Annotated in this window: 16 protein-coding genes and 2 pseudogenes; 14 read left to right on the forward strand and 4 right to left on the reverse strand. The window is 70.5% G+C overall.

Translation table 11 applies throughout. The features are described from left to right. Positions 1–200: 200 nt before the first annotated feature. Complete coding sequence (locus tag ACIOHC_RS41635) at positions 201–479, forward strand: hypothetical protein (RefSeq protein ID WP_401846662.1); 279 nt, start codon at positions 201–203, stop codon at positions 477–479. A 427-nt stretch (positions 480–906) separates the two neighbouring features. Here the strand turns inward: ACIOHC_RS41635 and ACIOHC_RS41640 are convergent, their stop codons facing one another. After that, positions 907–1,647, reverse strand: coding sequence for a GntR family transcriptional regulator (locus ACIOHC_RS41640; RefSeq protein ID WP_401846688.1), 741 nt, complete (start codon positions 1,645–1,647; stop codon positions 907–909). Between the two features lie 337 nt (positions 1,648–1,984). On the opposite strand from ACIOHC_RS41640, the pseudogene ACIOHC_RS41645 reads away from it, so the two are divergent. The 4 genes and pseudogenes from ACIOHC_RS41645 to ACIOHC_RS41660 form a co-directional block, all read left to right on the forward strand. After that, positions 1,985–2,370, forward strand: a pseudogene (locus ACIOHC_RS41645) (ABC transporter substrate-binding protein); the annotation flags it as partial. Between the two features lie 290 nt (positions 2,371–2,660). Then, positions 2,661–6,047, forward strand: a complete 3,387-nt coding sequence (locus tag ACIOHC_RS41650) for a PQQ-binding-like beta-propeller repeat protein (protein ID WP_401846664.1) — start codon at positions 2,661–2,663, stop codon at positions 6,045–6,047. A gap of 74 nt (positions 6,048–6,121) precedes the next feature. Then, positions 6,122–7,447 (forward strand): hypothetical protein, encoded by a 1,326-nt coding sequence (locus ACIOHC_RS41655; RefSeq protein WP_401846666.1) that lies wholly within the window; start codon positions 6,122–6,124, stop codon positions 7,445–7,447. A gap of 174 nt (positions 7,448–7,621) precedes the next feature. After that, positions 7,622–8,443: an IS630 family transposase gene (locus tag ACIOHC_RS41660; protein WP_401846689.1), complete on the forward strand. Its 822-nt coding sequence runs from the start codon at positions 7,622–7,624 to the stop codon at positions 8,441–8,443. A 31-nt stretch (positions 8,444–8,474) separates the two neighbouring features. Here the strand turns inward: ACIOHC_RS41660 and ACIOHC_RS41665 are convergent, their stop codons facing one another. Beyond that, a complete protein-coding gene (locus ACIOHC_RS41665) occupies positions 8,475–9,056 on the reverse strand; it encodes a hypothetical protein (RefSeq protein ID WP_401846668.1) in 582 nt (193 codons plus the stop codon). Positions 9,057–9,269: 213 nt separating this feature from the next. Here ACIOHC_RS41665 and ACIOHC_RS41670 point away from each other — a divergent pair, with 213 nt between their 5' ends. From ACIOHC_RS41670 to ACIOHC_RS41685, 4 genes and pseudogenes are all read left to right on the forward strand, one after another. After that, positions 9,270–9,761 carry a transposase gene (locus ACIOHC_RS41670; protein ID WP_401846670.1) on the forward strand — a complete coding sequence of 164 codons (492 nt, stop codon included), beginning with the start codon at positions 9,270–9,272 and terminating at the stop codon, positions 9,759–9,761. Beyond that, positions 9,662–10,609: pseudogene (locus ACIOHC_RS41675) on the forward strand (amidohydrolase family protein); the annotation flags it as partial. The gene ACIOHC_RS41670 and the pseudogene ACIOHC_RS41675, both read left to right, overlap by 100 nt. An 11-nt stretch (positions 10,610–10,620) precedes the next feature. Next, entirely contained in the window at positions 10,621–11,622 is a 1,002-nt protein-coding gene (locus ACIOHC_RS41680) for a TIGR03842 family LLM class F420-dependent oxidoreductase (RefSeq protein WP_401846672.1), read from the forward strand. 92 nt (positions 11,623–11,714) lie between these two features. Then, complete coding sequence (locus ACIOHC_RS41685) at positions 11,715–13,277, forward strand: NCS1 family nucleobase:cation symporter-1 (RefSeq protein WP_401846673.1); 1,563 nt, start codon at positions 11,715–11,717, stop codon at positions 13,275–13,277. On the opposite strand, the gene ACIOHC_RS41690 is transcribed toward ACIOHC_RS41685, so the two are convergent. Next, on the reverse strand, positions 13,237–14,016 hold the full coding sequence (locus ACIOHC_RS41690; RefSeq protein WP_351077238.1) for a hypothetical protein: 780 nt from the start codon (positions 14,014–14,016) through the stop codon (positions 13,237–13,239). The genes ACIOHC_RS41685 and ACIOHC_RS41690 overlap by 41 nt on opposite strands. Before the next feature lie 280 nt (positions 14,017–14,296). On the opposite strand from ACIOHC_RS41690, the gene ACIOHC_RS41695 reads away from it, so the two are divergent. Next, positions 14,297–15,772 (forward strand): amidase, encoded by a 1,476-nt coding sequence (locus tag ACIOHC_RS41695; protein ID WP_351077235.1) that lies wholly within the window; start codon positions 14,297–14,299, stop codon positions 15,770–15,772. Between the two features lie 501 nt (positions 15,773–16,273). Then, on the forward strand, positions 16,274–18,808 hold the full coding sequence (locus ACIOHC_RS41700; protein ID WP_365691679.1) for a SpoIIE family protein phosphatase: 2,535 nt from the start codon (positions 16,274–16,276) through the stop codon (positions 18,806–18,808). 161 nt (positions 18,809–18,969) lie between these two features. Here the strand turns inward: ACIOHC_RS41700 and ACIOHC_RS41705 are convergent, their stop codons facing one another. Beyond that, on the reverse strand, positions 18,970–20,025 hold the full coding sequence (locus ACIOHC_RS41705; protein WP_351077365.1) for a biotin/lipoate A/B protein ligase family protein: 1,056 nt from the start codon (positions 20,023–20,025) through the stop codon (positions 18,970–18,972). A gap of 260 nt (positions 20,026–20,285) precedes the next feature. Between ACIOHC_RS41705 and ACIOHC_RS41710 the strand changes: the two genes are divergently transcribed. The 3 genes from ACIOHC_RS41710 to kdpF all read left to right on the forward strand — a co-directional run bounded on the left by ACIOHC_RS41710 (position 20,286) and on the right by kdpF (position 23,139). Further along, positions 20,286–22,820: a DUF4118 domain-containing protein gene (locus tag ACIOHC_RS41710; RefSeq protein WP_389637656.1), complete on the forward strand. Its 2,535-nt coding sequence runs from the start codon at positions 20,286–20,288 to the stop codon at positions 22,818–22,820. Positions 22,821–22,927: 107 nt separating this feature from the next. Beyond that, entirely contained in the window at positions 22,928–23,053 is a 126-nt protein-coding gene (locus tag ACIOHC_RS41715; RefSeq protein ID WP_365691678.1) for a hypothetical protein, read from the forward strand. Beyond that, complete coding sequence (gene kdpF / locus ACIOHC_RS41720) at positions 23,050–23,139, forward strand: K(+)-transporting ATPase subunit F (protein ID WP_389637655.1); 90 nt, start codon at positions 23,050–23,052, stop codon at positions 23,137–23,139. The genes ACIOHC_RS41715 and kdpF overlap by 4 nt, the downstream gene beginning before the upstream one ends. Positions 23,140–23,142: the final 3 nt, after the last annotated feature.

Raw genomic sequence — 23,142 nt, forward strand, 5'->3', positions numbered from 1 at the left:
CACCCCCCAGGCCATCCGTTCGACAGGGGGACACAGTCATACCGGGCCCGGAGGCCGGCGGTCCCGTTGCAGGACCGCGAAAAAGATAACGGGGGCGGTGAAGCCGCCGATGTCGTGGGTGGTGCCTGCTCAGATGTCGAGGGCGTCTTCGGGGCTGTCCGCGATGCTGGCTGCTGTCCGCCTCGGACGGTGACGAGCGGGTGGCCGGGCATCACCGGCTGCTGTCTGTGCGGGCGCATCCGCTGGAGAAGACCGGCGACACGGCCGGGGCGTACGAGCGCTACCGGCGCGCCGCGAAGTCCATCGCCAGCATTGCCGAGCACCGCTACCAGGCGGGCCAGGGCGTGCTGCGGCGCGTTGGCAGAGCGGGTGACTTGATCAGTCAGACGGTGGCAGACAGACGACACATCGAAGCTCCGGTGGTGCGAGGCGACTTGGGAAGGTCACCCCGTTCAACCAGAGCTTCGCTGCGTGCGTGACGGCCCAGCCCGCGCTCCTTGGACCGCCGCGACCTGCGGACCCTCAGGGCTGGTCGTACGAGGAGAACGCCGCGATCCGCCAGCCCACCGGGGTGCGGACGAACTGGATGGTCTTGGTCCCGCCGCCCTCGAACGGCTCGCCGTCCAGGATGCCGGCCTTCCGGTACTCGCCGAAGCGCGACGCGATGTCGCCCGCGATCTCGGTTCGCTCGGAGGTCTCCCCCTCCGAGAACTCATGGCCCCGGCGGGCATCTCAGGGCGGACTCGATCGTTCAGCGCGCACGCGGGGTGTGGAAGGTCACTGACCTGCGTGCATGAGGCCGGATCATGCGGATCTGCCGGCGCTGGGCGGCTGCGTGGTGCACGGTTACCGGACGAGGTCGCCGGCGGGCGAACGCCCATCCGCCTCTGAAGGACCACGCTGCGGTCATTCGCCGGGCTGGCGGACGAGCGGGTTGGCACCGATGGAGTTGTGGATGCGGAAGGTGACCGTTCCCGGCCGGTAGCGGTCGTCGGACCACTCCACGGGGCGGCCGGCGTGGGTGGTGGTCACCCGGCGGACCCGCAGCAGCGAGGTGCCGCGGCGCACGCCGAGCAGTTTCGCATCGCGGGTGCCCGCCGCAAGTGCGTCGATGACGTGCTCGCCGTGCGCGAAGACCACGCCCACCTCGTCGAGCAGTCGCTGGGTGACCGACTCGCAGTCGGGCTCGATGCGCTCGACCGCGTCCGCGATCCAGCCGGCGTAGACGGTGCGCTCCAGCAGGGTCGGCTGTCCGCCCAGACCTCGCACCCGTAGGACGTACAACACCTCTGCGCCCTCAGGAAGTTGGAGGCGCAGCGTGTCCTCGGTGGAGGCCGGGCGCCGGGCGGCCTCGACGACGCTGCCGGTGGCCTTGTGTCCGGCTGCCCGCGCCCACTGGGCGAAGCTGCGCAGTTCGGTGAAGCTCTGGCTTCGGCGGGTACCGAGCACCACCCGTCGGGTGCCCTGTCGTGAGCCGACCAGTCCCTCGGCCACCAGAGCGGCGAGCGCCTGGCGGACGGTGCCGCGGGACACCTGGTACCGCTCGGCGAGTTCGCCCTCGGTCGGGAGTCGGCTCCCCACCGGGTAGTCGCCGCGGTCGACCGCAACCCGCAGTTCGCCGGCGATGTGCTCGTGCCGTGCCGCCACACCCAGCCCTCTCATCCGCGATACCGGCTCCGCTCCGCGCGCCACCGGCCTGTGCACACAGGGTAGGCGATCCCGCTGCATCGGGCACGCTCGTCCTGCGCACAGCGCAGACCGCGCCCCCACGCGGCCCGCATCGTCTCAAGGGGCCTTCAAACCGAGAGCGAGCATCTGTTCTCCGTTCACCGAAAGGTCATTGCGCTCCAAGGCACTTGGGGGATCTTGTTTGGACAAGTTGCCTGAGTCTGCGCAGTACACGATCACTGTTATCCGGGCAGCTCATGCACCCTCAGGAGACCTTGTGAACCTGTTCTCTGCGTGAACGGCCGGCCTCGCCGGCATGCTGACCGCAGCCACGCTCGCGCTCAGCGCCTGCGGCTCGGCACCCGACTCCGTCGCGTCCGGCAGCACGGGCGGCCCGCACGCCGCCACCGCCACCTCGGCGCAGGACCTCGGTGGTATGGACGCACTGGTCGCGGCGGCCAAGAAGGGGGGAGCGTGCTCAACGCGATCGCCCTGCCTCGCGACTGGGCCAACTACGGCGCATTGATCGACGGATTCGCCAAGAAGTACGGCATCGAGGTCAACGACGGGAACCCGGACGGCGCCAGCCAGGACGAGATCAATGCCATCACCTCGCGCACGGGCCAGGACCGTGCCCCGGACGTGGTGGACCCGGGCCAGTCGTTCGCGCTCAGCGCAGCTCAGCAGGGGCTGTTCGCCCCGCCGGCCGGCAGGCCGGAGGTGTCCAGGGTCACGGTGCCGCTGGCGTTCGGGACGTGGATCCGCTGCTGCCGGACCCTCGACCCGCTCGGGCGGTACCACAGGCGTCCGACCGATCTGGCAGTGGAGGGCCGAACGGCGTTCATCGGTCTGTTCGTGCGGCGGTTTGCGGGCCGGACTGCGGGGCGAGGTCGAGACCTCACGCGTCCTCGCATGAATTCCCCGGGACCGTTCGATGAAGATCGCCCTCTCCGGGATCCGTAACTTGTCCAGTCAAGCTAGCGTCCTGGCGCATGAGATTTCTACGCAGAGCAGCAGGGCTTGGCCTTGCGCTGCTCTATTCCATCCTGGGCTTCTGTGTGCAGCCCGCCGCGGCGCATGTGTCGCCGCAGCACGGCGAAATCGTCATCTCCACCAAGGACGACGTCACCAGCGGGCGGCTGATCGTCCACCGTGACGTGGTGTCACCGCAGAACGCGGGCGCCTGGGCCTCGCGGCTGCTGAGCACGTCGAGCTGCCCCGCCACCGGCTCCGGCGTGGCCGGAGACTTCGGCGGCGTCCCTGGCGGTGTCGTGGTCGAGCTCGCGTGGAACTGCCACGTCGACAACCTCGACCTGAGCGCCATGCTGAAGCAGGGCGGGCTGACCCAGGTCGTCGCCGAGTTCGACGGCACCACGTCCAACGCCAACGCTCAGACCCCCGTCGTCGACACATCGGGCGCCCACGCGCTCCCCACCTTCCCGTGGGCAGTGGTGGCGCTCGGCATTGTGCTGGCCGCCGCGCTGCTGCTCGCGGTGTGGCAGATCCGCACCGGGCGGCTCCAGCTCGCCCAGTTGGCCGCCAAGGTCGGCGCCAACCGCGAGCGGGTCAAGCTGGCCACCGTCGGCGCGGTCGCGCTGTCCTGCCTGGTTCCCCAGGTGGCCGCGGCAGCGCCGCTCGTCGAGGAGGCAGCGACGACCGCCGACACGGTCACCGTCACCGGCACGATCTTCGAGGACACCAACGGCAACGGCAAGCGCGACGCCGGCGAGGCTCCGATGCCCGGCGTCGACGTCACCGACGGCGCCGTCTGGACGACGACCGGCCGCGACGGCTCGTACAGCCTGGAGATGGACCCGACCCGCCGGGAGACCGACCTCATCAACATCGTCTCCCCGAACGGCTACACCCCCGCACTGCGCGAGGACTACATCCCGCAGTTCTTCCGCAGGGTCCCGGAGGAGGGCGGCTCCGGCATCGACTTCGCCCTCGTCAAGGACAGGAACGCTGCCAACCCCACCGAAAAGTGGGTGATGAACTCCGACATCGAGGTCAGCAACACCACGGACGGCGCCGCCGAGAGCGCTTCGAAGTGGTGGCCCAAGCAGGTCGAGGCGATGGCCGAGGTCGACGGCGCCACCATGACGATCGCGACCGGTGACAACACCGTGACCGACTACGCGGCGGAGCCGCGCCGCCAGGGCGGCTACGACGTCTTGCGCAAGGGCCTGACCGAGGGCAAGCTCGGCATGCCCTTCTACCCCGTGGTCGGCAACCACGACGTCGGCGGCACCGCCACCTCCAAGGGCTATGGCGGCAGCATGGAGTACTACCGCCGCAACCTCGGCCCGGAGTGGTACAGCTTCGACCGCAACGGCCGTCACATCGTCGTCCTTGAGGACAACTACGACTCCAGTGGCCTGAAGCCGCAGTTGGAGTGGCTGCGCGAGGACCTCAAGCGCCATGCCGTCGGCAAGCAGGTGCTGGTCTTCGCTCACCGCTCGCTGTTCACCCAGTGGGGTCCGGGGGCCGGCATGCAGCCGACCGTCGACGAGCTGTCGAAGTATGACGTGCGGATGTTCGCCGCGGGCCACAACCAGCAGGCCGAGTACCGCCGTGGCGCCTTCGACCGCTCGGTTGAGATCAACAACCAGGGCGAGTACGGCATCGACGGTGCCCGCGCGGACTTCAAGATCCTCGACTTCAAGGGCATCTACGACGACCCGAGCACCAAGCGCAACGAGGACACCGGCTATGTGATGGGCACCCACCGTCAGTTCGACGTCCGCAACGCGGTGGGGCTGGTCAGCCCAGCCCAGGGCAGTGTGCACGGCAACAGCGCCGGAATCCCGATCGAGCTGTACACCGAGGACGCCGGTCGCACCCCGGCCACGGCCTCGCTGACCATCCGCGACTCGCGCGGCCACGTCCGCTGGCACAAGGAGCGGATGGAGTTCGGCACCAAGGTCCGCAAAACCGGTATCGAGAACTGCTACACGGCCCCCGGTGGCACCCCGGAGCCCTGCCCGGCCGCCCGGACCTCCTGGACCCGGATCAGCGACAACCTCCCCGGCATGCAGCCGGACACCTACACGGCCGAGATGACCGCGGTCGACACCCGCGGCAAGGCGTGGCCCACCGTCACCAACACCTTCACGGTGGTGCCCGAGGGCAGGATAGCCGAGCCGAAGACCGGCCAGGACTGGCTGCGTCAGGGCCGCGACGAGGCGGGCCGCTCCGCCGGCGCCGACGACCCGGGCACCGAGCTCGACCTGCAGTGGGCGGCCAACACCGGCGAGCAGTTCAACCTCAACGGGTCGGTCGTGGCGGACGGCAAGGTGATCGTCTCCTCCCGGGCGTTCGACTCGCCGCACCACATGATGCTGGCCTACGACATCAAGTCCGGCCGCGAGATCTGGCGCACCTATCTGGACGGTGACGCCGAGTCGGTGCCGACCTACCACGACGGCAAGGTCTACCTGACCACCGCTGTCGGCCGGATCTACGCTCTGGACGCCGAGAACGGCCACGTCGTCTGGCAGAAGATCGAGGACGAGAAGCAGTACGGCGACACCGCCCGCCGGTACGGCCGGGCCGGTGGTCCGGTCACCGTCTTCGACCTTGACGCCGAGCCGCGCACCGTCGCTGTCTACCAGAACTGGAGCAAGGTCGAGTGCCGTGACGCCAAGACCGGCGACCTGCTGGGCGGCTTCAACGGCGCGACGAGCTGGGGCCAGTTCCACAGCACGGCGGTCCGCCGGCCCGGCTCCGACATCGCCTACCTGCACACCGGTTCCAGCAACACGGTGGTCGCCATGGACCTCGTCGGCTGCCGCCAGCTGTGGGCGAAGGACACCAATGGCGACATCGCCAGCCACTCCTCCCCAGCCCTGACCGACCCGGCCAAGGGGGACCCGCAGCTGGTGACGATGACGAACAGCGGCGCCCGCGGGCACGACCTCAGCACCGGTGCGGTGCTGTGGCAGTCCCCGCTGGGCGGCGGCAGCGGCTGCGGCGAGAGCGGCCCCGCCCCGCTGACCAGCCCCGCGATCTGGGGCACCACCGCCTACATCGCCGGCCGTGACGGCGTCATCCGCGCCTACGACACCAGCGCGGCCGACGCGTCCAAGCCGATCTGGGAGACCGAGGTCGGCTACCAGCCCGGCAGGACCCCCGTGGGGTGCAGCGGGGACCTCAACTCGCCCGCGATGCACGCCCTGGTCACCAAGGACCTGGTCTACGCGGGCACCCGCGACGGCCGCCTGGTCGTCCTGGACCGCGCCACCGGCAAGCTGCTGTCCGAGTACAACCTCGGCGCCGCCGTGACCTCGGCGCTCTCCGTCAGCGGTGACTACGTCTTCGCCCTCACCGACGACGGCACGCTCCACGCACTGGCCGCCCGCCACTTGCGCGAGCACTGATCAACCGTCCGCGAGTTGCCTCCCTCGCCAGGGGAGGCAACTCGCGGCGCTCCACTCCCGACGGGACCACCACTGTGCATATCCTCCGCGCCCTCCGCGCCCACGCCGCCCGTCTCCTCCTGATCGGCCTGGCCACACTGACGTTGCTCGGCACCACGGGCACGGCCGAGGCGCACCCCTTCGGCGCACCACCGGTCGCCCAGGTCAGGGCCGAAGGCCGCAGCGTCGAGATCACCTGGTCGGCCCCGCAGAACGACCTGGACGTCCTGCACCAGGCGGCCAAAGGGGACGACGCGACTTACCTCGGCTCGCACATCACCGTGCGCCAGGACGGACGTGAGTGCCGACTGGGCGCCGTGGACACCCCGCAGCTCGCGAGCAGGGGCGCCCTGATCCATTACACCTGCCCGCACGCCGTGGACACGGTCGCTGTGACCATCACCGCGCTGACCGACGTCGATCCGGCCTATCGCACGATCTCCGTGACACAGAAGGGTGGCGGCGGCCTGCACACAGTGAGCGACCCCACCCGTATCCTCGCCCTCGGCGGAGCCGGCAACTCCACCGCCACCGTATCCACGGGTCCGGCAACCGTATGGACCACAGACCTTGCCGCACTACTGGACCACGGTGTCGTCCTGCCACTGGCCCTTCTCGTCTCGGCAGCGGTGGGCGCCTTCCACGCCTGCGCCCCCGGCCACGGGAAGTCGCTCGCGGCCGGGTACCTCGTCGGCGGCCAGGGCAGGGCGCGGGACGCGGTGTGGCTCGGCGCCGTCGTGGCCCTCATGCACACCGCATCGGTCGCCGTACTCGCCGTGGCCTTCTGGCTCGCAGCCCAGCATGCACCGGACGTCGCCGCGGTCACGAACTGGCTGCAGTTGATCGCGGCCCTGGTCGTGGTCGCCGTGGGCATCGGCCTGCTCCGACGCCACCTGACCGTCCGCAAGCACGGTCACAGCCATGGTCACCACCACGCGCATGACCACGAACACGGGCATGACCACGAACACGGGCATGGCCATGAACACCACCACGGCCACAGTCACCACATCCCGACGTCCAAGTCCCTGCTCACCTGGCGCGGCATCCTGCTGCTCGGCACATCCGGCGGCCTGCTTCCCTCCCCGTCGGCGTTCCTCGTCCTCCTCAGCGGACTGCTGACCGGCCGGGTCGGCGCGGCAATCGCGATGGTGGCGGCGTTCGGTGCCGGCATGGCGCTGACCCTGACAGGCGTCGGCCTTGCGGTACTACGCGGTCGCGACGCGTTCCTCGCCCGAGCCACGACCTCGCCCGCGCTGCGCACCTGGAGCACCCGCGTCCCGATCGTCGCCGCCTGGGCCGTCGTCATCGGCGGCACCGTGGCGTCAGCCGTCGCCGTCGGCCGCGTCCTCGCATCGTGATCCAGGACAAGGGTCGCGAGGCCCGCCGGGCTGCCCGCCACTGCGCATAACGGTGCCGGATGCCACCTCGCTGAAGCAGGTCAGCGCCGACTACGTGCGCGGCGTCATCCACGCGTTCAACGAGCGGGGGTTCGACGCGCTGGACCCAAATGGAGCGGGGGACGCCCCAGGACGATCAGCAGCCAGGTGCGTGAGCACATCTGCCTGATCGCCCGAACGTCCCCCGCCGACCGGAAGATCGCCGCATTCTCAACCTGGAGCCTGACCAAGCTCGCTGAGCACCTGGTCAAGCAGAACGTGGTCCCCGCCGTCAGTCGCGAGACTCTGCGGCGGATACTGTGCGAGGGCAAGGTCTCCTGGCAGACGACCACGACCTGGAAGTCCTCGAACGACCCGGACTTCATCGCCAAGACGCACCGGATCCTGGCGCTCTACGACTCCCCGCCGAACGACGGCCGGGTGGTCTGCGTGGACGAGTTCGGGCCGCTCAACCGCATGCCCCGCAAAGGCAAGGCCTGGCGACCACTGCACTCACCGCGCCGGCTGCGGGCCACCTGCAACCGCTATGACGGCGTGATGCACATGCTCGCCGCCCTCGACCTGGCCACCGGCAAGGTGTACTACCGCGCACGGCGGCGCGAGTTCCTGGCGCTGCTCAAGGCCCTGCGTGCCCGCTGGCCCGGCGAGAAGCTGCACGTCGTCCTGGACAACTTCTCCCCGCACAAGCACCCCAACGTGCGAGCCTGGGCGGCGGCGAACGACATCGAACTGGTCTTCCTGCCGACCTACGGATCGTGGCTGAACTGGATCGAGTCCGAGTTCGCCGCCCTGCGCCACTTCGCCCTCAACGGCACCGACCACCGCAGCCACGGCGAACAGAACGCCGCCATCGGCGCCCACGCGCGTTGGCGCAATTCCCGCGCCGAGCCGAAGAGCAACTTCGCCCGCGACTCACCGATCCGCACCTGGACCGACTACCCGACGAAGGCAGCATGAGAGGACCGCAGCGAGCCGACCGGGGCACGGATCACAAGGCCCGGGCGGCCGGTTCAGCCTCCAAGACGATCCCCGAGCAGGGACTAACGATCACTGGGCAAGAGTTCCACAGCTCCATCCCGGCCTTGATCAACTCCAGTACCGCGCGTTGTTCGTCCGGAGTCCACGTGGCGCACTCGCCTTCGAACAGCTTCTCGTATGCGCTGTTCTGTACTGTTCCCTGCTGCGGCAGGTGGACCGCGTCGAGGCCTCGGGCCAGATCCTCCAAAAAGTTCCAAGCCTCCAGCACCGCGCCTGGCGGGATCTTTCGGCGCACCGGATCCTCCAGCCAATGCTGGACACGGGAGAGCTCCAGCGTGTCGGCCTCAGAAGTGGCGAGCTTCCGGCCTCGTCGGCGCACATACACCCGCGCCTGCCGAGCAGTCACAAACACCGGCACTTGCCAGCGGCCGGCTTCTGGCACCGCGAACACCTGGTCGGGTTCGTCGCCCCGCCCACCGATCCACAGAACTACGGCACTGCGTCCGCGCCCACGCACCCGGTACGCATAGAGACTCCCACCTCCACCGCGGCGTCCGGTCGCGAACACATCTGCCATCTCGATCTTTGCCACGCCCTCACACTGACAGGACCCGCAAGAACTGTCGTGGCATTTCTCCGCAGGGTCCGGCGGATCGGAATCCCAGCGAGGTCCGATACCCGGCCAACGATTCGAGCAGGGCCACTGGAACTCCTCGATCTCCGAGTGCTTGTGACCAGTAGCGTTCCAGGAGCCCTCCGTAACGCCGGCTGCCCCTTCGAAGCCTGGTTCCAGGAGCACACGCGCATGGTGCCGCCGACGCTCACGGACGAGCAGTGGGCATCTGTGGAGGACCTCTTCCCAAGACCCGAGAAGCAGTCCAGGATTGTCCCCCCGCGACTCGCGTTCGAGGCGTCGTTGTACCAGGTTCGGCACGGCCTCATGTGGAAAGATCTGCCGGAGCACGTCACTCAAGGGCGGCGCCCACAGAGCCTCTACCAGCGTGCCCTTGAGTACCTGAAGACCGGAGCTTGGGAGAGGGCGGTATGCGCACTGGGCGACTACGACGGCACACCGGTTCCGCCCCTTTACGGTCTGCCGGACCTTTGCGTCACAGGTACCTTCGACCCGCGCCTGGGCGGCCCCGCGAAGCGCGGTGTGGCCGGGGGAGACGTCACGATGTCCGAGGGCGCGCCCGCACACGTTTCAAGCTGTTCATGGCCTACCGGGGCGTCTTCTACAGCGACGACGGCCAGATCCTGCGCGCCATGCAGCGGGCCTCCCACAACGGCGGCCTGATCATGATGCACGCGGAGAACGGCATCGCCATCGACGTCCTCGTCGAACAGGCCCTCGCCGAGGGGCGCACCGACCCGCGCCACCACGACGATGTCCGCAAGGTGGCGCTGGAGGCCGGGGCCACGCACCGAGCCGTCCGGCTCGCCCGCGTCGCCGGATCCCCGCTGTACGTCGTGCACGTCTCCGCCGACGAGGCCGTCGCCGAGGTGGCCGCCGCCCGCCACAAGGGGCTTCCGGTCTTCGGCGAGACCTGCCCGCAGTACCTCTTCCTCTCCACCGACAACCTCGCCGAGCCCGACTCCGAGGGCGCGAAGTACGTCTGCTCCACCCCTCTGCGCGCCAAGGAGCACCGGGAAGCACTCTGGCGGGGCCTCAGGAACAACGAACTCCAGGTCGTCTCCACCGATCACTGCCCCTTCTGCTTCTCCGGCCGGAAGGAGATGGGCCGGGGCGACTTCTCGAAGATCCCCGACGGCGTGCCCGGCGTGGAGAACCGGATGGACCTCCTCCATCAGGCGGTCGTGGACGGACACCTCTCGCGGCGTCGCTGGATCGAGATCGCCTGCGCGTCCCCGGCCCGGATGTTCGGCCTCCACCCGAAGAAGGGCACCATCGCCCCGGGCGCCGACGCCGATGTCGTCATCCACGACCCGGCGGCCGTACAGGCCGTCTCCGCCGAGACCCACCACATGAACGTCGACTACTCGGCGTACGAGGGAAAGCGGATCACCGGCCAGGTCGAGACGGTCCTCTCGCGCGGCGAAGTCGTCATCGACAAAAGGAAGTTCACCGGCCGGGCCGGCCGCGGCATGTACCCCCCGCGCGCCACCTGTCAGTACCTGGACTAGGAGCACCCGTCATGGACTTCGGACTCGTTCTCCAGACCGACCCGCCCGCCTCGTCCGTCGTCGGTCTGATGCGCCGCGCCGAACGCAACGGCTTCCGCTACGGCTGGACCTTCGACTCGGCGGTGCTCTGGCAGGAGCCCTTCGTCATCTACAGCCAGATCCTCGAACACACCGAAAACCTCGTCGTCGGCCCCATGGTCACCAATCCGGGCACCCGCACCTGGGAGGTCACCGCCTCGACCTTCGCCACCCTCAACGACATGTACGGCAACCGCACGGTCTGCGGCATCGGGCGCGGCGACTCGGCGATGCGTGTCGCCGGCCGCAGGCCCAACACCCTGGCCCGCCTCGGCGAGGCCATCGACGTCATCCGCGACCTCGCCGAGGGGCGGGAGGCCACCGTCGACGGGCAGCCGGTCCGGATCCCCTGGATCAAGGACGGCAGACTGCCCGTCTGGATGGCGGCGTACGGTCCGAAGGCGCTCGCCCTCGCCGGGCAGAAGGCCGACGGCTTCATCCTCCAGCTCGCCGATCCGTTCCTCACCGAGTGGATGGTCAAGGCGGTACGGGACGCGGCGACGCAGGCGGGCCGCGACCCGGCCTCCGTGACCATCTGCGTCGCCGCCCCCGCCTATGTGGGCGACGACCTCGACCACGCCCGCGAGCAGTGCCGCTGGTTCGGCGGCATGGTCGGCAACCACGTCGCGGATCTGGTCTCCCGGTACGGCGAGCACTCCGGTCTCGTCCCCGAGGCCCTGACCGCGTACATCGCCGGGCGGTCCGGCTACGACTACAGCCATCACGGCCGTGCCGGGAACCCCGACACGACCTTCGTGCCGGACGAGATCGTCGACCGGTTCTGTCTGCTGGGCCCGGCCGAGGCCCACATCGAGAAGCTCCGGGTCCTGCGTGACCTGGGTGTCGACCAGTTCGCCGTGTACGACATGCACGACGCGCGCGAGGCGACGATCGACGCCTACGGCTCCCGGGTCATCCCCGCCCTGTCCACCTGACCGTCAGACCCGACCGCCCCCCCACGGCTGTACGTATGCCCCGCGCCTCCCGCCCCGCACGGCACCGTTCCCGAGCGAAGGGTCCAGCCGCCATGACATCGACCGTCCCGCCCACTCCACCGCTTCCACCGCAGGACCCGATATCCGATCCGTCGGGCCGCATCGGACTCGCTCCCGGCGCCGTGCCCACCGACAACCGTTTCGTCAACGAGGACCTGCTGCCCGTTCCGCTGGAACGGCGCCGCTGGACGACGTACAACTTCGCCGCGCTCTGGGTCGGTATGGCCCACAACATCCCGTCGTGGCTGCTCGCCTCCGGTCTGGTGGCGCTCGGCATGGACTGGAAGCAGGCCGTCTTCACCATCGCCCTCGCCAACCTGATCGTGCTCGGCCCGATGCTCCTCACCGGGCACGCGGGACCCAAGTACGGCATCCCTTTCCCCGTGCTGGCCCGCGCCTCCTTCGGTCTGCGCGGAGCCAACCTGCCCGCGCTGATCCGGGCTGCGGTGGCCTGTGCCTGGTTCGGCATCCAGACCTGGATCGGCGGCGTCGGCATCTTCACCCTGCTCGGGAAGGTCTTCGGGGGCTGGGCGACGGCGTCCGGGATCGGCGGTCAGCCGTGGACGCTCTGGCTCTGCTTCGTCCTCTTCTGGGCGCTCGAACTCGCCATCATCTACCGAGGGATGGACGCCCTGCGCCGGTTCGAGAACTGGGCGGCCCCCTTCGTCATCGTCGGCGCGGTGGTTCTGCTGGTCTGGGTCGCGGTCAAGGCGGGCGGGTTCGGCCCGCTGCTCGACCAGCCCTCCCGGCTCGGCTGGGGCAAGGAGTTCTGGCCGGTCTTCTTCCCCTCCCTGATGGGCATGATCGCCTTCTGGGCCACGCTCTCGCTGAACATCCCCGACTTCACCCGCTTCGGGGCCGGCCAGCGCGCCCAGATCCGGGGTCAGTCGCTCGGCCTGCCGACCACGATGACGCTCTTCGCGCTGCTCTCGGTCCTGGTCACCTCCGGCTCGCAGGCCGTGTACGGGGAGGCGATCTGGGACCCGGTCCAGCTCGTCGCCAGGACCGACAGCGTCTTCGGGCTGCTGTACGCCCTGGTGACCGTGCTCGTCGCGACGGTCTCCGTGAACATCGCGGCGAACGTCGTGTCACCCGCGTACGACCTGGCGAACCTCGCCCCCAAGCTGATCAACTTCCGTACCGGAGCACTGATCACGGGTGTCGTCGGCGTCGTCATCATGCCGTGGAAACTCACCGGGACCCCCGAGCTGTACATCTTCACCTGGCTCGGCCTGGTCGGCGGGCTGCTCGGTACGGTTGCGGGCATTCTCATCGCCGACTACTGGATCGTCCGCCGCACCGTGCTCGACCTCGCGGACCTCTACCGTCCCGGCGGCCGGTACTGGTACGCCAACGGCTGGAACTGGCGGGCGGTCCTCGCGTTCGCCGTCGGCGGTGTCCTGGCGATCGGTGGCTCGCACTCGGCCCCGGGCACGGGCCCGTTCCCGTCCGGCGGACTGATCCCGTTCCTGAAGCCGCTTTCGGACTACGGCTGGGCGGTCGGGCTGGCCTCCTCGCTGGTGCTGTACGTGGTGCTCAGCGGACGGGCCGACGTCACAGCGGCGCCGACGTCGTACGGTTCAGCAGAGCACTGATGTCGTACGTCTGATCAGGCGGCGGCGTGGCCGTGGGCACCGGCTTGTCGAAGGCCGAGAGGTCCACCGCCGCGTTCGCCCCGCCGCCCCGCACCGTGATCCTCAGCGGGTAGGGCTTACCCGTGTCCGCGACGTACATCGTCAGTGTCCGGCCGTCCCTGATCCTGGTCAGGGGCACCACCGGAGCCCCGTCCAGCGTGGTCTTCCTGCCCTTGTTCAGCGTTCCCCGGTCGTTGTTCGCGTTGTCGCCGACCAGCTTCTGGAAGGTGGTCAGATCGCATCCGGCGGCCACGTCGCGCAGCCTCGGGTCGGCGGCCGAGCCCTTCATGTAACGCCCGTTGAGGATCGCGGCGAAGGCCGAGCCGCCGTTGGGGACCTGGCTCTTCCAGAAGTCCGCGTCCGGCTTGACCCAGATGTCGTCGCCGCGCTTCACGATCCGGACCGATCCCTGTTGGTCGCCGAGATCCACCGAACCGTTGCAGTTGCCGTCCCGGTCCAGCGTGAGACTCAGGACCATCGACGGGTTGCCGCCGTCCGGGTCGCCACGCGCGCCGAGGTGCAGGGACCGGGCGCTCAGGAGGGCGTCGCGCGAGCGGTCGGCGATCTGCTGGGCGGAGAGCGTGTCGATGCCGTTGTCCGCGTGCGCCACACCGCCGCCGACGAGGCCGCCGCTCGTGACTCCCAGCACGAACACCGCCGCCAGGGCGGTCCCGCGTGTGTCGATGAGTTGGCCGGTCACGGTGCCTCCCTCGAAGGGCCCGTCGGGCCTGCCCAGGTGTGCGATCCGATCCCCTTGAGCGTACGTCGGGGCGTGGTGGGCCGCGCGACGGAGGACCACCGGTGAAGCGCATACACAGTGTGATGTTCTGCCCTGTTTGCGTCATGGGTCGTGCGGTCGCCCCCGGCCGCCCTCCTCCGAACGGTTGAGCGGACCGCCCGTAACTCGTTACCCTCCGGTAAGTTCGTTCCCGCGTACAGGTGCGGGCGCGCACCTGCCATTCGAGGAAGGCGGGCAGCCCATGTCCTCAACGGAAGCCGTGGAAACCGGCGAACCGGCCGCCGCGATCGGGCTGACCGAGAGCGCACGTGAGCTGGCCGAGGGCCGAACCACCTCTGTCGAACAGGTACGTGCCGCCCTGGGCCGGATCGAAACCAGTCAGGGCGTCCTCAACGCCTTCCGGCACCTGCGGGCCGAGGCCGCGCTCGCCGAGGCCGCCGAGGCCGATCGCCGGCTCGCCGCGGGGGAGCGGCTGCCCCTGCTCGGCGTGCCTGTCGCCGTCAAGGACGACACGGATGTCCTCGGGATGCCGACCTACTTCGGCTGCGACGGCGACCTGCCCGCCGCCACCGCCGACAGCGAGGTCGTGCGCAGACTGCGGGCCGCCGGGGCGGTGATCGTCGGGAAGACCAACTCCTGCGAGCTGGGCCAGTGGCCCTTCACCGAGGGCCCCGCCTTCGGCGCCACCCGCAACCCCTGGAACACCGGACACACCCCCGGCGGCTCGTCCGGCGGCTCCGCGGCCGCCGTGGCGGCCGGGCTCGTCCCCGCCGCACTCGGCTCGGACGGTGCCGGATCCGTCCGTATCCCCGCGGCCTGGACCCACCTCGTCGGCATCAAACCGCAGCGGGGCCGGATCTCCGTCCACCCGCAGAGCGACGCCTTCCAGGGCCTGACCGTCAACGGGCCGCTGGCCAGGACCGTCGCCGATGCCGCCCTGCTCCTCGACGCGGTCGCCGGACCGCACCCCGACGATCCGCACCGGCCGCCCCCCGTCGAGGCCTCGGCCGCCGCCCGCCGCGACCCCGGCCGACTGCGTATCGCCCTCGCCTGGCGTCCCCCGCTCACGCTCACGGGCTCCGCGCCCCACCCCGAGGTGCGACGGGCCGTCACCGCGCTGGCCGAGGCCCTCGCCCGGCTCGGCCACGAGGTGGAGGAAGCCAGGCCCCGCTACGGGCTGATCGGCCTCGGCTTCGTCCCCCGCGCCACCGCCGGCATCGCCGAACTCGCCGCCCGCCATCCCGACCCCGCCCTCCTCGACCCGCGCACCCGCAGCGCCCTGCGCACCGGCACCCGGCTCGGCGGCCGGGTGGTGCGGGCGGCCAGGGAGCGGGAGGTGCGTCAGCACCGCAGGATCGGTGCGTTCTTCCACACGTCCGGGACCCGCGCCGGATACGACGTGCTGCTCACCCCGACGACCGCCCTGCCGCCGCCCCCGATCGGCAGGTTCGACGGGCTGAGCGCCTGGCGCACCGATGTGACGATGGCCGAGGCCTGCCCGTACGCATGGCCCTGGAACGTACTGGGCTGGCCCGGCATCAACGTACCGGCCGGGTTCACCGCCGACGGGCTGCCCGTCGGCGCCCAGTTGCTCGGTCCCTCCCGCAGCGAGGAACGGCTGATCTCCCTCGCCGCCCAACTGGAGGCCGACCGGCGCTGGTACGAGCACCGGCCCCCCGAGCCGTCCCCCTACGTCAGGCCGGTAGGCGGGCGCTGACGTCCCCGTGCTGCGCACCGCGCGGTCGGCCGGGGACGGGCCGGAGGCCGCGCGCCGTGTGACGCATGCGTCACACGGACACCACCCGACTGGAGCACCGCGCCCGGTTTCGAGCACCCCGTCCGCCCGGGGCTCCGGATCGCCGCCCGCCGCCCGCGGTCCCGATTGCGAGGAGAGCGGCGCACACAGAGTGATCGGCCGGTTTCGTGCGAAGGCCCGCGTCAGCCGCGCCATGACGCAGCCGGGTTGCCCGCGACCGGGTACAGCCCGTCGTCCCCGCGTCCGAGCCGTGGCTGATCCAGGGCCTCCCGTCCGGACGGTGCCGCGTCAGGCTCGGTGGTCCGACGTGATCCGAAGGAGGGCACCGGGGTCCGGGGGAACCCCGCCCCGGATGATCCGCCCCGGTGGTTCCGCCCCTGGAACAGCGCTCGCGGACATTCGCACCGGAGCGCCGCAGGCGGGATCATGGACTGGGACCGGAGTGGATGGGTGGTGACCAGTATGGCGTCCGCAGGCCCGCCGTCGACGCCCGGAGCCGAACCACCGCGGTCCGGCACCGCCCCGCACTCCTTCGACACGGCGAACGACGCGACCGCGGTGGTCGCCGGGACCGGAACGGTTGTCGGCTGGACGCAGAGCGCGCAGGACCTGCTGGGGTACCGCGCCGCCGAGGTGGTCGGGCGGCCCGCCGGCTTTCTCCTCGCGATGCCCGAGGACCCGGTGCGCGTGGCGGGGATCGCCGAGCGGTGCCGCGCCGGTGTGGGGTGGAGCGGCGCCGCAACCGTGCGGCGGCACGACGGCCGGGAGATCGATGTGGATCTGCGGGTCTCGGCCTCGTTCCACCTGGACGGCCGGGAATGCTTCCTCGTCTCGGGACGCGAACGACGGCCGGAATGGACGCTCGGACAGTCCGTGCTGGACGCCTTTCTGACCAGTTCGCCGATCGGGATGGCGGTGTTGAGTCCGCAACTGCGCTACGTATGGGTGAACGACACCCTGGAACGCTTCGGCGGCGTCCCGCGCGAGCAGCGCGTGGGCCGCCGGATGAGCGAAGTGCTCCCGGGACTGGAGGCCGACGCCATAGAGACCCTGATGCGCAGCGTGCTGGAGACCGGCGTCCCCGTCATCGACTACGAGTACCGGGGCTGGAGCTGGGCCGATCCGCACCGTCAGCGCGCCTACTCCACGTCGTTCTTCCCTCTGACCGACGGCGACGACACCATCACCGGCATCTGCTACATGGTCCTGGACGTCACCGACCGGTGGAAGGCCCAGCAGCGCCTTGCCCTGGTCAATGACGCAGGAGTCAGTATCGGCTCCACGCTGGACGTGATGCGCACGGCTCAGGAACTGGCCGACTTCGCGGTACCGCGGTTCGCCGATCTCGTCCTCGTCGATCTGCTGGAGCCGGTCGCCAGCCCCGAGGAGCCGGGACCGTGGCCCGCCGGCACGGGGCTCTCCGGTACGGGGTTCCCCGACGCGGGCACCGCGCGTCCCGGCGCGAGCGGCGCGTCGTCGTCCCGGCCGAGGATGCGCCGCGCCGGGTTGCGTTCCGTACGGGAGGGCTGCCCGGAGGCGATCGCCCGGATCGGCGAACCGGTGGACTTCGTGCCCCCGCCCAACGACTTCCGCTTCCTCGTGGACGGCGAACCCGTCCTGATCCCGGTCCTCGACTCCGTGCGCCATCTGTGGGCGGTCGAACAGCCCGCCAGGGCGGCGCGCATCCGGGAGTTCGGTCTCCACTCCCTCATCTCCGTGCCCATGCGGGCTCGGGACACGGTGCTCGGCCTGACCACCTTCATACGATCGGTGAACCTGGTCCCCTTCGAACCGGAGGACGTGCTGCCGGCCCGGGAACTGGTGGCACGGGCGGCGGTGTGCGTGGACAACGCCCGCCGCTACACCCGTGAGCACGCGGCGGCGCTGACACTCCAGCGCAGTCTGCTCCCGCACACGCTGCCCGGCGGAATGGCCCTGGACGTGGCCTCCTCGTACCTTCCGGCGGACGCCAAGGACGGTGTCGGGGGCGACTGGTTCGACGTGATCCCGCTGTCCGGCGCCCGGGTCGCCCTGGTCGTCGGCGATGTCGTCGGCCACGGCATAAGCGCCGCCGCGACCATGGGCAGGCTCCGCACCGCGGTGCACACCCTCGCCGACATGGACCTTCCCCCCGACGAACTGCTGGCCCACCTCGACGACCTCGTACTGCGCCTGAGCGAGGAGGAACCCGAGGGCGAGGCGAGCGGCACGACCGTGCTCGGTGCCACCTGCCTGTACGCGATCTACGACCCGGTCACCCAGCGCTGCACGATGGCACGCGCGGGTCACCCGCCCCCCGTCGTCGTCTCCCAGGACGGGCGCGTCAGCTTTCCGGAACTGCCCGCGGGCCCCCCGCTGGGACTGGGCGGGATGCCTTTCGAGACGGCGGAGATCGCGCTGCCGGAAGGCAGCCTGATCGGCCTCTACACCAACGGCCTCATCGAAGGCAGGGACCGGGACGCCGAACTCGGGATGTCCCGGCTCGGCGGCGCCCTGTCCCAGCGCGGACTCTCCCTCGACACCCTGTGCGCGACGGTCGTGGACCAGCTCCTCCCCGTCCCGCAGCCGGACGACGTCGCCCTGCTCCTCGCCCGCACCCACGAGCTGAGCCCCGACCACGTCGTCTCGTGGGACGTGCCGTCCGACCCCGCCGCCGTCGCGGGCGTCCGGGCCCGGACGGCCCGTCTGCTGAGGACGTGGGGCCTGGAGGAGCTGGAGATGACCACCGAGCTGATCGTCAGCGAACTGGTCACCAACGCGGTGCGCTACGCCACGGGACCGATCCGGCTGCGCCTGCTGCGCCAGTCCGTCCTGATCTGCGAGGTCTCCGACACCAGCAGCACTTCTCCCCGGCTGCGCCACGCGAGGACGACCGACGAGGGCGGTCGTGGCCTCTTCCTCGTCGCCCAGCTCACCCGTCGCTGGGGTACCAGGTACACGCCCGAAGGCAAGATCATCTGGACGGAGCAGGAGATCCCGACGACGCCGGCCCGATGACGTTCCGGGACGCCGGTCCGACCGGGGCACGCGATCCATGGCCCCGGCCGTGCGGCTCCGCCCGTGCGGGGCGATCTCGCGCAACCGGCTCCGCACCGTCGCCTTGTGCGCAACCGCCTTCGCGGGACCGGCTCGGCCGGACCCGCTTCACGGCAGCCGTTTCACGGCACCCGCGCGGTCCATTCCTCGGTGCCGAACTTCGTGCGTACGAGCTCCTCGGCCCGCTCCATCTCCTCGTCCGTCACCTTGCCCCGCGTGAGGCCGTGCCGGGTCCGGAAGGAGTCGATCATCCGCTCGATGACGGCCTCGCGCGCGAGCCCCGTCTGACGTCGCAGCGGGTCGACGCGCTTCTTCGCGCTCCTGGTGCCCTTGTCGGAGAGCTTCTCCTTGCCGATCCGCAGGACCTCCAGCATCTTGTCGGCGTCGATGTCGTACGACATGGTCACGTGGTGCAGTACGGCCCCCTCCCCGCCCACCACACGCTTCTGGGCCGCGCCCGCGATCTTTCCGGCGTCCGTGGCGATGTCGTTGAGCGGCTGGTACCAGGCCTTGATGCCCATGTCGCCGAGCGCGCCGAGCACCCAGTCGTCGAGATAGGCGTAACTGTCGGCGAAAGAGAGACCCGAGACGAGCGCGTCCGGGACCGAGAGCGAGTACGTGATGGTGTTGCCGGGCTCCACGAACATGGCACCGCCACCGGAAACGCGGCGCACGACCGTGATGCCGTGACGTTCGGCGCCCGCCGGGTCCACCTCGTTGCGCAGCGACTGGAAGCTGCCGATGATCACGGCGGGTGAGGCCCACTCCCAGACCCGGAGCGTCGGCGGGCGCCGGCCCGCGGCGACCTCCGCGGTGATGACCTCGTCGAGCGCCATGTGGAGCGCGGGGGACTGCGGCGCCTCGTGGATGAGCTGCCAGTCGTAGTCGCTCCACTCGGTGGCCTGCGCGAGGGCCCGGCGGACGGCGACGGCCACACCCTCGGAGGTGAGGCCGAGCATCACGGTCGAGGCGGGCAGAGCCGCGTCGATCCGGGCGGCGAGTCCGGCGGTGTCGGTGTTGGCCGGAGCGCCTTCGAGCGCCGCGTCGATCGCGAGGATCGCCTCGTCCGGTTCCAGGAAGAAGTCACCGGCCACCCGGACGTCGCGCAGCACCCCGCCCCGGACATCCAGATCCACGACGACGAGCTTGCCGCCCGGGACCTTGTACTCACCGTGCACAGCCATGCCTCCACCACGTCCGCCCGACTCCTCCACTCCGGTCAGGCACAACACCGCCACCATACGGTTTAGTCCGTACCCTTCACGGCGACGGGTCCGCTGTCCGGGGCGACCGTGCTCGCCGTGCGGAAGCGTTCCCGACCGGACCGTGAGATCCCCCTCCCGGTCCGGGGCCGGTGCCGGCGGGTGGAGCGGACCGGAGAAGAGCACCATGGAAGGGCGCGAGCACGATGCGGGGGTGACCTGGCAGGAGTCCGCCGGTGGCACGTGGACGGTTGCGGATCTACCTCGGGGCGGCCCCCGGGGTCGGCAAGACGTACGCCATGCTCGCGGAGGGCCAGCGGCTGCGTTCACTGGGCGCGGATGTCGTCGTGGGCTTCGTCGAGCCGCATGGACGCCGGCCCACCGCGGCCATGGCCGACGGTCTGAAGACGATCGCCAGGCGCACCCTGGCCCATCGCGGCGTGGCCTTCACCGAGATGGATCTCGACGCGGTGCTGGCCCGCCGTCCCCAGGTCGCGCTGGTCGACGAGCTCGCCCACTCCAATGTTCCGGGGGCCCGCAACGCCAAGCGGTGGCAGGACGTCGAGGAGCTTCTGGACGCGGGGATCGACGTCGTCACCACACTCAACGTCCAGCACCTGGAATCCCTCAACGACGTGGTCCGGCAGATCACCGGGGTCAGGCAGCGTGAAACCCTGCCCGACGAGGTGGCCCGTCGCGCCGACCAGATCGAACTGGTCGATCTGTCGCCCGAGGTCCTGCGCCGCCGCATGGTGCACGGAGACATCTACCCCTCGGACCGCATCGAGTCCGCGCTCACCCACTACTTCCGGGTCGGCAACCTCACGGCACTGCGCGAACTCGCCCTGCTGTGGCTCGCCGACCGGGTGGAGGAGGGGCTGCAGCGCTACCGGGCCGAACACGGCATCTCCGCCCCCTGGGAGACCCGGGAGCGGATCCTGGTCGCCCTCAGCGGCGGCCCGGAGGGCGAGACCCTCATCCGCCGAGCCGCGCGGATCAGCGCCCGCACCCCCGGCACCGAGTTGCTGGCACTCCATGTGGTTCCCGAGGACGGGCTCACCGGGGTCGACCCGGCCGTGCTGGACGCCCAGCACGTTCTTCTGGAGTCGCTGGGCGGCGGTTACCACCAGACCACGGGCGAGGACGTCGTCGATGCGCTGCTCCAGTTCGCCGAGGCGGAGAACGTCACCCAGATCGTGCTGGGCGCGAGCCGGCACGGCCGGCTCGCCTCCTTCCTGAGAGCGGGTGTGGGGGAGCGGACGATCAAGGCGTCCGGTCCCGTGGACGTGCACATCGTCACGCACGAGGAGGCAGTCGGCCCTGCCGCGCTGAGGCTGCCGCATCCGAGCCGCGGCATGGGCCCGAGACGGTACTGGTCCGCGTTGGCCGGTGCCGTGGTGCTGCTGCCCGCACTGACTCTCCTGCTGACGTCGACGGCGCTGCGCGGTCGGCTCGGCCTCTCCAGCGACTTGGTGATCTATCTGCTCGCCGTCGTCGCGATCGCCCTGGTCGGAGGTCTCTACCCCGCTCTGTTCGCCGCCTTCGCCGCGGCGCTGCTCGCTGACTACTACTTCACGGCACCGGTGCACTCGCTGGTCACGGAGCGCCCCGACGAGATCGCCGCGCTCGTGGTCTTCGTCGCCACGGCGGCTCTCGTCGGCACGGCCGCGGGAGCGGCCGCGCAGCGCACGCACCAGGCTGTGCGTGCGACGTCGGAGGCGAGGGCGTTGAGCCGCCTGGCCGCAGCCATGATGCGTGGACAGGATCTGCCGGCACTCGTCGAACAGATCCGGGAGTACTTCGGCCTGGCCGCGATCAGCCTGCTCGAAAGAGATCCGGACGCCTCTCCCGTGCCCCGTTGGTACGTGGTGGCCAGCGCCGGGGAACGGCCGCCGGAAAGGCCCTACGAGGCGGATGTGGAGAGCCCGGTCGATGACGATCTCACCCTGGTCGGTCGCGGCGCCGGACTGAGTACTCAGGACCAGCGCGTCCTCGCCGCGTGCGCCGCCGAACTGGGGCTGTCCCATGCCCGGGGGCGGATCGCCGGGGGTTCCGGTGGCTCGGACACCCTCGCCGCCGCCGAACGCACCCGGGCATCTCTGCTCCTCGCGGCGGGCCGCGATCTGCCTGCTCCGCTGCACACCGCAGAAGAGGCTCTCGTGCGGCTGCGGCGTCGACGCGCCGACGAGCCCGCCCCGCAGGAGGAGCAGCAACTGCTGGAGACGGCCCGCGCGGCCGTGCACCGCGCGGCGCAGTTGGTCACCGATCTCCATGACGTGAGCCGTCTGCACGCCGGTGCACTCGACCTCTACCTGCGCCCGGTCGACCTCAACGAGGTACTGGGCGTCGTTCTGGACGACCTCGGGCCCGGCGGCCACTCCATCGATGTGCGCCTGCCGGAACAGCTGCCCGACGTGATCGCCGACGCCGCCCTCCTCACCCGCGCCCTGACCGCCCTCGGGGCCGACGCCCTGCGTCACAGCCCGCCGGACCGGCCCCCCGTCTTCACCGCCGAAGTCCGGGGCGACCGCCTGGAGATCCGCGTGCAGGACGGGATGCCCGACCGGGGCCAGGGACCGGGTGCAGCCGTCTGCCGGGCATCGGGTGCCGGGGCCGGCAGTCTGGCTCTGCGGCTGTCGCGCGACCTGGCCGAAGCCATGGACGGGGTCCTGGAGACGACCGCCGAGGAGTCCGGGGCGGCCTTCTCGGCGACGCTCACCCTTCCGAGCGCCGCGCCCGGCGGCAGCGCGACGTCCGACCGCGCCCGGTGAATCCCCGCAGCCCACCGCCACCCGATCGGCCCGTGGAGTTTCGGGGCAGTCCCGAAGCGAACTGATATAGCGTCAGAAGTGAATGATCCCACCATGTTCCAGTCGAGGTGAACAGTCCCGCCTCTGATGCACTGCGAGGTGCCTCGCGCATGCCGGACGTCTCGTTCGTCGTCCTCACGGTCGTGGTGTTCGCCCTCATCGGCCTGATCGCCAAGGGGGTCGGACGCCTGTGAGCGTGGAGAACGTCGTCGGCCTCATCGTCGCGGTGTGCCTCGTGGCCTACCTGATCGTCTGCCTGATCTTCCCCGAGAAGTTCTAGGAG

It is taken from the genome of Streptomyces sp. NPDC088252, from assembly GCF_044740965.1.
Classification (GTDB): Bacteria; Actinomycetota; Actinomycetes; order Streptomycetales; family Streptomycetaceae; genus Streptomyces.

What these genes read in the sequence shown, in the direction of transcription:
- ACIOHC_RS41680 (WP_401846672.1), top strand. Translation starts at nt 10,621, where the DNA reads ATGGACTTCGGACTCGTTCTCCAGACCGACCCGCCCGCCTCGTCCGTC.
- ACIOHC_RS41670 (WP_401846670.1), top strand. Translation starts at nt 9,270, where the DNA reads ATGGTGCCGCCGACGCTCACGGACGAGCAGTGGGCATCTGTGGAGGAC.
- ACIOHC_RS41650 (WP_401846664.1), top strand. Translation starts at nt 2,661, where the DNA reads ATGAGATTTCTACGCAGAGCAGCAGGGCTTGGCCTTGCGCTGCTCTAT.
- ACIOHC_RS41685 (WP_401846673.1), top strand. Translation starts at nt 11,715, where the DNA reads ATGACATCGACCGTCCCGCCCACTCCACCGCTTCCACCGCAGGACCCG.
- ACIOHC_RS41695 (WP_351077235.1), top strand. Translation starts at nt 14,297, where the DNA reads ATGTCCTCAACGGAAGCCGTGGAAACCGGCGAACCGGCCGCCGCGATC.
- ACIOHC_RS41700 (WP_365691679.1), top strand. Translation starts at nt 16,274, where the DNA reads ATGGCGTCCGCAGGCCCGCCGTCGACGCCCGGAGCCGAACCACCGCGG.